8 protein-coding genes are annotated in these 7,941 nt (G+C 71.8%); 2 read left to right on the plus strand and 6 right to left on the minus strand.

The features are described 5' to 3' along the window. Positions 1-106 precede the first annotated feature (106 nt). A complete protein-coding gene (locus tag ACFCV8_RS34510; protein WP_376689462.1) occupies positions 107-937 on the plus strand; it encodes an alpha/beta fold hydrolase in 831 nt (276 codons plus the stop codon). Positions 938-1,018: 81 nt separating this feature from the next. Here the strand turns inward: ACFCV8_RS34510 and ACFCV8_RS34515 are convergent, their stop codons facing one another. The 6 genes from ACFCV8_RS34515 to ACFCV8_RS34540 form a co-directional block, all read right to left on the minus strand. After that, a complete protein-coding gene (locus tag ACFCV8_RS34515; RefSeq protein ID WP_376689469.1) occupies positions 1,019-2,317 on the minus strand; it encodes a dihydrolipoamide acetyltransferase family protein in 1,299 nt (432 codons plus the stop codon). A gap of 33 nt (positions 2,318-2,350) precedes the next feature. Beyond that, complete coding sequence (locus ACFCV8_RS34520; RefSeq protein ID WP_376689463.1) at positions 2,351-3,331, minus strand: alpha-ketoacid dehydrogenase subunit beta; 981 nt, start codon at positions 3,329-3,331, stop codon at positions 2,351-2,353. Positions 3,332-3,333: 2 nt separating this feature from the next. Continuing rightward, the gene (pdhA, locus tag ACFCV8_RS34525; protein WP_376689464.1) at positions 3,334-4,431 is read right to left on the minus strand and encodes a pyruvate dehydrogenase (acetyl-transferring) E1 component subunit alpha; all 1,098 of its coding nucleotides are present in this window, start codon (positions 4,429-4,431) and stop codon (positions 3,334-3,336) included. 127 nt (positions 4,432-4,558) lie between these two features. After that, on the minus strand, positions 4,559-4,711 hold the full coding sequence (locus tag ACFCV8_RS34530) for a hypothetical protein (protein ID WP_376689465.1): 153 nt from the start codon (positions 4,709-4,711) through the stop codon (positions 4,559-4,561). A gap of 353 nt (positions 4,712-5,064) precedes the next feature. After that, positions 5,065-6,498: an APC family permease gene (locus ACFCV8_RS34535; RefSeq protein WP_376689466.1), complete on the minus strand. Its 1,434-nt coding sequence runs from the start codon at positions 6,496-6,498 to the stop codon at positions 5,065-5,067. A 300-nt stretch (positions 6,499-6,798) separates the two neighbouring features. Then, complete coding sequence (locus tag ACFCV8_RS34540) at positions 6,799-7,326, minus strand: flavin reductase family protein (RefSeq protein WP_376689467.1); 528 nt, start codon at positions 7,324-7,326, stop codon at positions 6,799-6,801. Positions 7,327-7,534: 208 nt separating this feature from the next. On the opposite strand from ACFCV8_RS34540, the gene ACFCV8_RS34545 reads away from it, so the two are divergent. Beyond that, positions 7,535-7,810, plus strand: coding sequence for an acyl carrier protein (locus tag ACFCV8_RS34545; protein ID WP_376689468.1), 276 nt, complete (start codon positions 7,535-7,537; stop codon positions 7,808-7,810). Positions 7,811-7,941: the final 131 nt, after the last annotated feature.

Below are 7,941 nucleotides of genomic sequence, written 5' to 3' on the forward strand. Positions count from 1 at the left end.
CGACCGGCCCGGGTCCGTTTCGCCAGGACAGCGGCGGGTCAGTGGCGTGTCAGGAGCCGGTGCTTGGCTTGGCCCTCACTCCCATCCCGTCATCTGGTAGGTCACCATGCCCTTCGTCACGGTCAAGGACGGCACGCAGCTGTATTACGAGGACTGGGGGAAGGGCCGGCCGGTCGTCCTCCTCTGCTCGGCCACGATGAACTCCCGCATGTGGGAGTTCCAGGCCCCCTACCTGGCCGAGCGCGGTCTGCGCTGCATCCTGCCGGACCGGCGCGGCTTCGGCCGTTCCGACCGGCCCTGGGACGGCTACGACTACGACACCCTGGCCGACGACCTCGCCTCGCTCATGGACCACTTGGGGCTGCGGGAGGTCACCGTCGTCGGTTACGCGATGGGCGGCGGCGAGGCGGTGCGCTATCTGGCCCGGCACGGCTCGGACCGCGTGTCGCGCCTCGCCCTGGTGTGCGCCACGACGCCGTATCTGCTGCGCGGCCCCGACAACCCGGACGGCATCGACCCCGCCGTCCTCGATCAGATCGCGGCCGCGATGACCGCGGACCGGGCCCGGTACGTGTCCGACATCGCCGTCCCGTTCTTCGGCGGCCCCGAGGCGAGCGCGCAGTCGCTGACGGTCTCGCCCCAGCTGGTGGACTGGATGACCGGGCAGGCCCTCGACAGTTCGCTGCGCGCCACGGTGGAGATCACCCGCACGCTGTTCACCGAGGACCTGCGCGAGGACGTGCGGGGCGTCGGCGTGCCGACGCTCATCGTCCACGGGGACTCGGACCCGAGCGCGCCGCTCGATCTGTGCGCGCGCCGGACCGCGGCCCTGGTCCCGGACAGCGAGCTCGTCGTGTACGAGGGAGCGGCGCACGGGCTGTTCGCGACCCACGCGGACCGGCTGAGCGCCCAGCTGCTGGAGTTCGCCAAGGGGTAGGCCGCGCCCGGCGGACCAGGGCCGGGCACGGTGCACCGGCCGGGCAGGGCACCGTGTCCGGCCGGTCCGGTCCAGGTCTTCTCAGGACCAGGTGATCAGCCGCTTGGGCTGTTCGAGGACGGCCGCGGTGTCGGCGAGGACCTTGGAGCCCAGCTCGCCGTCGACGAGGCGGTGGTCGAAGGACAGGGCGAGCGTGATGACCTGGCGAGGCTTCACCCGGCCCTTGTGGACCCACGGCCGGAGCTTGATCGCGCCGGCCGCGAGGATCGCGGACTCGCCGGGATTCAGGATCGGCGTGCCCGTTTCGACGCCGAAGACGCCGATGTTCGTGATCGTCACCGTGCCGTCCCGCAGCGCGGCGGGGGGTGTCCTGCCCGCGCGGGCGGTGGTCACCAGCTCGCTCATTTCCGCGGCGAGTTCGGGGAGGGTCCTGGCGTGCGCGTCCTTGATGTTCGGCACGATCAGGCCGCGCGGGGTGGCCGCCGCGATGCCCAGGTTCACGTAGTGCTTCTGGACGATCTCCTGGTTCTGCTCGTCCCAGGCCGCGTTGATGCCCGGGTTGCGGCGGATCGCCACGAGCAGTGCCTTGGAGACCAGCAGCAGCGGGTTGACCCGCAGCCCCTCGAAGGCCTTGTCCTGCCTGAGCTCCTCGATCAGCTTCATCGTCCGCGTCACGTCCGCCGTCACGAACTCCGTGACGTGCGGAGCCGTGAACGCCGACGCGACCATCGCCTGCGCGGTGGCCCTCCGCACGCCCTTGACCGGGGTGCGGGTCTCCCGCGCGTCCGCGGCCGCCACGGGGGCGGGTGCGGAGGGGGCGGGCGCCGCCGTCGGGCGCGGGGGTTGCCGCCGCGGGGCGGCCGGGCCGAGGACCGCGTGCACGTCGTCGCGCGTCACGGTTCCGCCGGGTCCCGAAGGGATCACCACACGCAGGTCGACGCCGAGGTCCTTGGCGAGCTTGCGCACCGGCGGCTTCGCCAGCGGGCGCGCGTCCGCCCCGTTGCTCCGCAGGGGTGGTGGTGGCACCGCCGTCGTGCGGGCACGTCGCTTGGTGGCGGACTCGGCGACGCCGTACCCGACGAGCACCGGCTGCCGCCCCTGGGGCGCCGCCTCCCCCGCCGCTCCGGTTTCCGTCTCCGTCTCCGTTTCTGCTTCTGCTTCTGCTTGGGTGACCGTGATGATCACCGCGCCCACGTCCACCGAAGCGCCCTCGGGAAAGCGCAGTTCTCCGACCACACCCGTGTACGGGATCGGCAGTTCGACGGCCGCCTTCGCCGTCTCGACCTCGCACACCACCTGGCCGTCCGTCACCGGATCGCCGGGCCGGACGTACCAGGCGAGGATCTCCGCCTCGGTCAGTCCCTCGCCCACGTCGGGCATCTTGAACTCGTGCACCACAGCCGGGCCTTTCTCTCAGTACGCGAGTGCGCGGTCAACGGCGTCCAGGACCCGGTCCAGGTCCGGCAGGTACGTCTCCTCGAGACGCGCCGGGGGGTAGGGAGCGTGGTATCCGCCGACGCGGAGCACCGGGGCCTGCAGGTGGTAGAAGCAGCGCTCGGTGATCCGGGCGGCGATCTCGGCGCCGGAGCCGTAGAACACCGGCGCCTCGTGGACCACGACGAGGCGGCCGGTCCTCTCGACCGAGGCCTGGATCGTGTCGAAGTCGATCGGTGACATCGAGCGCAGGTCGATGACCTCGATCGACTTGCCCTCCTCCTCGGCCGCCGCGGCCGCCTCCAGGCAGACCTTCACCATCGGCCCGTACGCCACCAGCGTCAGGTCGCCGCCCCCGCGTACGGTGCGCCCCTGGTGCAAGGGGGATGTGGCGGCCTCCGTGTCGACGTCGCCCTTGTCCCAGTAGCGCCGCTTCGGCTCGAAGAAGATCACCGGGTCGTCGCTCCGGACGGCCTGCTGCATCATCCAGTACGCGTCGTTCGCGTTCGACGGCGAGACCACCTTCAGGCCCGCGACATGCGCGAACAGCGCCTCGGGCGACTCGCTGTGGTGCTCCACCGCGCCGATGCCGCCGCCGTACGGGATACGGATGACGACGGGCAGCCTGATCTTGCCGAGCGCACGGGCGTGCATCTTCGCGAGCTGCGTGACGATCTGGTCGTACGCCGGGAAGACGAACCCGTCGAACTGGATCTCCACCACGGGGCGGTACCCGCGCAGCGCGAGCCCGATCGCCGTGCCGACGATGCCCGATTCGGCGAGCGGGGTGTCGATGACCCGCTCCTCGCCGAAGTCCTTCTGGAGCCCGTCGGTGACGCGGAAGACACCGCCGAGCTTGCCGACGTCCTCACCCATGACGAGGACCTTGGGGTCGGTGTCCAGGGCCTTGCGCAACGACTCGTTGATCGCCCTCGCGATCGCAAGTTTCCGTACCGCCATGGCTACGCCGCCTCCCCATCCGCGGCGATGCCGCTGTCGGACGTGATGAACGAGGCCCGGTACGCGGCGAACTCGGCCCGCTCCTCGGCCACGAGCGGATGACCGTCCGCGTACACGTTGTCGAAGATGCGTTCCGGGCTGGGGTCGGCCGTCTCGCGCAGCCGGGCGCGCAGGCGGACCGCGCGTTCCTCGCATGTGGCGTCGACCCGGGTGAAGAAGTCCTCGTCCGCCCAGCCCTCGCGTTCCAGGAGCGTCCTGAGGCGGGCGATGGGGTCGCGGCGCCGCCAGTGCTCGAGTTCTTCGGGGTCGCGGTACTTCGTGGGGTCGTCGGAGGTGGTGTGCGCGCCCATCCGGTAGGTGTAGGCCTCGATCAGGGTGGGCCCCTCGCCCGATCGGGCGCGCTCGAGGGCCCACTCGGTGACGGCCCGGCAGGCGAGCACGTCGTTGCCGTCGACCCGGACACCGGGGAAGCCGAAGCCCTGCGCGCGCTGGTGGAGCGGCACCCGGGTCTGCTTCTCATTGGACTCGGAGATCGCCCACTGGTTGTTCTGGCAGAAGAACACGACGGGGGCGTCGTAGACGGCGGCGAAGTTGAACGCCTCGCTGACGTCGCCCTGGCTCGTGGCCCCGTCGCCGAAGCAGGTCAGGACGGCGCCCGGGGCGCCGTCCTTGGCGAGGCCCATCGCGTAGCCGGTGGCGTGCAGCGCCTGGGAGCCGATGACCAGGGTGTAGAGGTGGAAGTTCTTCTCGGCCGGGTCCCAGCCGCCGTTGCTGACTCCGCGGAACATGCGCAGCAGGTGGAGCGGGTCGACGTCGCGGCACAGGGCTATTCCGTGGTCGCGGTAGCTGGGGAAGACGTAGTCCTGTGCTTCGAGGGCGTGGCCCGCGCCGATCTGGGCGGCCTCCTGGCCGAGCAGGGACGGCCAGAGGCCGAGTTCGCCCTGGCGTTGCAGTGTCACGCCTTCGGCGTCCATGCGCCGGCTCCACGCCATGTCGTGGTAGAGGTCGCGGAGTTCCTGGGCGGAGATCTCGACGCGGTAGTCGGGGTGAGGGACCAGCTCCCCTTCATGGGTGAGGAGTTGAACGGTTCCCGTTGTCACGTGCGCCTCCTGGCAATCCATGGGGACCGCTACGGTCCTGCTGCAGATCCTGGCCGGATCGTGTGGAGTTCCACTTGAAGCCCTCCGGGCCGGTGCTCCGGCGGGCCGGTGTCTCGGAGCCTGTGCCTCAGTCGATGCCGCGGACGATGTGCGACTCGGTCGTGACGGACGCCTCGTCGTCCGCCCCGGCGAGCCGCAGCGGCGGGGCCGCGGCCCCGCGGAGCAAGTGGCTGTGCGCGTGGCGGAGGGGCTGCTGGCTCTCCTGCGGATCGTCGTTCACCGGTTGGTCCCTTCGTGGACTGCGCTGTCCCGGGCCTGGGGTCGAAGGAGGAGAACTGGGGGGAAGAAGAGGGAGGAAAAGGGAGGAAGGGTTGGGGGACGGGAGCCGGCTGCTGCGCGTCTTTCTGTGGGAAGAACGCGCAGCCGCCGATCCGTCCGTCCGGCAGCCGCCCCGGTTCGAGCGGCGCCGCGGCCCGACGGCCTTGTGGGCCCTGCCACGGCCTCCGTACGGGTGTCCCTGCCGACGCGGGATGTGTGCGCCGCGCCATGATTCGACTGTGGCCCCGGGGGTTCAAGAAACGCTGGAGTCCTGCTTCAACTCGCAGGTCAGGGCCGCTCACCGGGTGTGCGGTGTCAGCGGTCGAAGGTGTTCGACGCGAGTCCGCGGCCCGTGCGCCGGGCGTAAACGAGCCCGCCGGCGAACACCACCGGGAACAGCCACGGCAGGTCGCCCACGAAGGCCGACCGGCTGCCGGTGACGAGGTCGAAGTTGTACACGATGAGCCACACGCTGGCGCCGAGGCCCACGACGGCGAGCAGCGGTGCGACCAGGCCCCGCCACGTCCCGTGCGCGACGCCCTTGCGGCGCAGTCCGAGTACCGAGAGCGCGGCGAGGGCCTGCAGGACGACGATGCCGAGGGTGCCGAGGCCGAGGGTGACGGCCGCGAAGTCCGCGTAGGGGTCGAGTCCCGCCACCAGGGCGAGGGTGACGGCGAGGGCGTTCACGACGGACTGGACGACGCTGGCGCGGTGCGGGGAGTGGTGCCGGGTGTGCAGCGCCCCGAGGTCCCGGGGCAGGAGCCCGTCGGCGGCGATGACCTGCGTGTAGCGGTTGGTGGCGCTGTGCAGGGCGAGCAGGGCGGCGAACATGCTGGTGCAGAGCATGACCTGGAGGCAGGTGCCGCCCGCGGAGCCCAGGTAGTCGTCGCCGAGGTTGAAGAACAGGTTGCCCATCTGCTCGCTCGCCGCGGTGCGCACGGTGCCGCTGCCGATCGCGCCCACGGCGAGCCAGCTGGTGAGGGCGTAGAAGCCGGTGATGAGGACGACGGCACCGAGCATTGCGCGGGGCACGCTGCGGCGCGGGTTGCGTGCCTCGTTGCCGTACAGTGCCGCCGATTCGAAGCCGATGAACGATACGAAGGCGAACATCAGGGACACGCCGAGGCCGGGCCCGGTCACTTCGGAGGCCGAGAAGGAGGCGGCGGGCAGGGCGTGTGTGCCGTGGCGGCCGAGGACCGCGATGTCGAGTACGAGCAGGACGCCGATCTCGCAGGCCATGAGCAGGGCGAGCAGCCGGGCGCTGACGCCGATGTCGCGGTAGCCGAGGACCGCGGTGAGGGCGATGCCCACGGCGGCGCACAGGGCCCAGGAGACGTTGATGCCGTGGGCGGCGAGGACGAGGTGGGTGAAGTAGCCGAGGGCGCCGGCGATGCCGATGGTCGCGCAGTTGTAGGCGATCAGCGCGACGTAGCCGACGCCGACGGCCGGGGCGCGGCCCAGTCCGTCGGCGACGCTCGCGTAGAAGCCGCCGTTGCCGCCGGTGCGGCGGGTGCTGACGGTGTAGCCGGTGGAGAAGCAGAGCAGGATGAGGCCGGCCACGGTGAACGCGGCGGGCACTCCGGCCCCGTTGCCGGAGGCGAAGGCGAGCGGCACGGTGCCGACCATCGCGGACAGGGGGGCCGCGGCGGCGACGATGACGAAGAGGATGTGCCGGGTGCTCAGGCCCGTCCGTGCGGAGGGCGGGGTGTCGTCGCGGACGGCGGCGGGGGGTGTCTGGGTACTGGTCACGGCTGGCTCCTGGAGACGGGAAGGGGCATGGGACGGCACATGGGGGGCGAGGGCGGGCGGCGCGGCGCCGGGCCGGTGCCGGGTGCGGCCGCGTACGGGCTCGTACGGGTCCTGCCGCGCCCTCGTGCGGGCGGTCCTGGCGGCATGCCGTCCGCGCGGCCCTCGCTGCTGCCGGCGCCTTCCCCGCGGGGCGCCGCGGCAGCACGGGCGGTACGGGGGTCGAGCGGTACGGGCGGTGCGGTGGTGCGGGGCTCCGCGCGGCCCCCCTGGGAGAGGGGTGCCGCGCGCGGGCGGCCTTGTTCAGGCGGCCTCGGCCGGTTCCGCGGGCACGGGGGTGTGGAAGTCGCGCCGGTACCACAGCAGGGGCGGTGTGTTCTCGTCGCGGGTGCGGATCTCCAGGGGCGTGCCGAGGAGCAGGTCGTGATCGCCCGCGCGGATGACGTCGACGGTCCCGCAGCGCAGCAGGACCTTGGCGTCGGGCAGGAAGGGAAGCGCCGTGCGGCCCTCCCACTCGCCGAACTCTCCCGCCTCGAACCGGTCGACGCCGCGGGTGGCGAATCGCTGGGCGATGGGCCGGTGCCGCTTGCCGAGGACGTTCACGGTGAATTCCTCGGCGCTCGACATGGCCGCGTGGCAGCTGGAGCTGAGCGCGATGCCCACCAGGATCAGCGGCGGGTCGAGGGAGACCGATGACACCGAGCTCGCGGTGAATCCCCAGCGCCGCCCGGTGCTGTCGCGTCCGGTGATCACCGAGACGGGGGCGGCGAGCAGCGCCATCGCGTCCTTGAACAGCTGGGCGTCGGGGATCCGTTTCTGAGCTGTGCTCATGAGTGTGCTCCTTGTGGGAGGGGGCCGCGCGGGCGCTGAGCCGGTGCCGAAGCCCGGCGCCAGAGACCATCGCAAGGACCGCTCAAGACCTGCTCGAAACCGCGGGGAGCGGGGGGTGCGGGCGATGCCGAGTCAAGTCGGGATTGAGCGGCGGGCGCCAGGATGGGGCGAAGCAACGCTGGCCGTTGGAACACGTAAGGAGTTGCACATGGCGGACAGGGAGCCGGTCATGCCCGAGGGCGAGATCCTCGGCTGGCTCACGGACAGGCTGGGCACCCACGTGTCCCTGCCGGTGGAACAGATCAACCCCGATGTCCCGTACGTCGAGTACGGGCTCGACTCCGTCGCCGCGCTCGGCCTGTTCGGTGACATCGAGGAGACGTTCGGCATCATGCTCGATCCCGTCGTGGCCCTGGAGCGGTCGACGGCCCGGCTGCTGGCCTCCTACCTGACGGCGGAGGTGGCCGAGGTCGTCCACAGCTGAGTTCCGGTGTCGGAACCCGGGTCCGGGCGCGCGGTGCCCGGCCCGGGTTCGGGCACGGGTGCCGCGATGCCGGCGTGCGTGCCGTGCCGGGTGCCGGGCGGGGCCGGGTTCCTCTTCGAGGGGGCCGGCCC

The sequence above is a fragment of the Streptomyces sp. NPDC056347 genome, assembly GCF_042262625.1.
Classification (GTDB): Bacteria; Actinomycetota; Actinomycetes; order Streptomycetales; family Streptomycetaceae; genus Streptomyces.

Bases quoted from the DNA above. Each gene is read 5' to 3' on its own strand.
- ACFCV8_RS34510 (WP_376689462.1), top strand. From the start codon at position 107: ATGCCCTTCGTCACGGTCAAGGACGGCACGCAGCTGTATTACGAGGAC.
- ACFCV8_RS34515 (WP_376689469.1), bottom strand. From the start codon at position 2,317: ATGCCCGACGTGGGCGAGGGACTGACCGAGGCGGAGATCCTCGCCTGG.
- ACFCV8_RS34520 (WP_376689463.1), bottom strand. From the start codon at position 3,331: ATGGCGGTACGGAAACTTGCGATCGCGAGGGCGATCAACGAGTCGTTG.
- ACFCV8_RS34540 (WP_376689467.1), bottom strand. From the start codon at position 7,326: ATGAGCACAGCTCAGAAACGGATCCCCGACGCCCAGCTGTTCAAGGAC.
- ACFCV8_RS34545 (WP_376689468.1), top strand. From the start codon at position 7,535: ATGGCGGACAGGGAGCCGGTCATGCCCGAGGGCGAGATCCTCGGCTGG.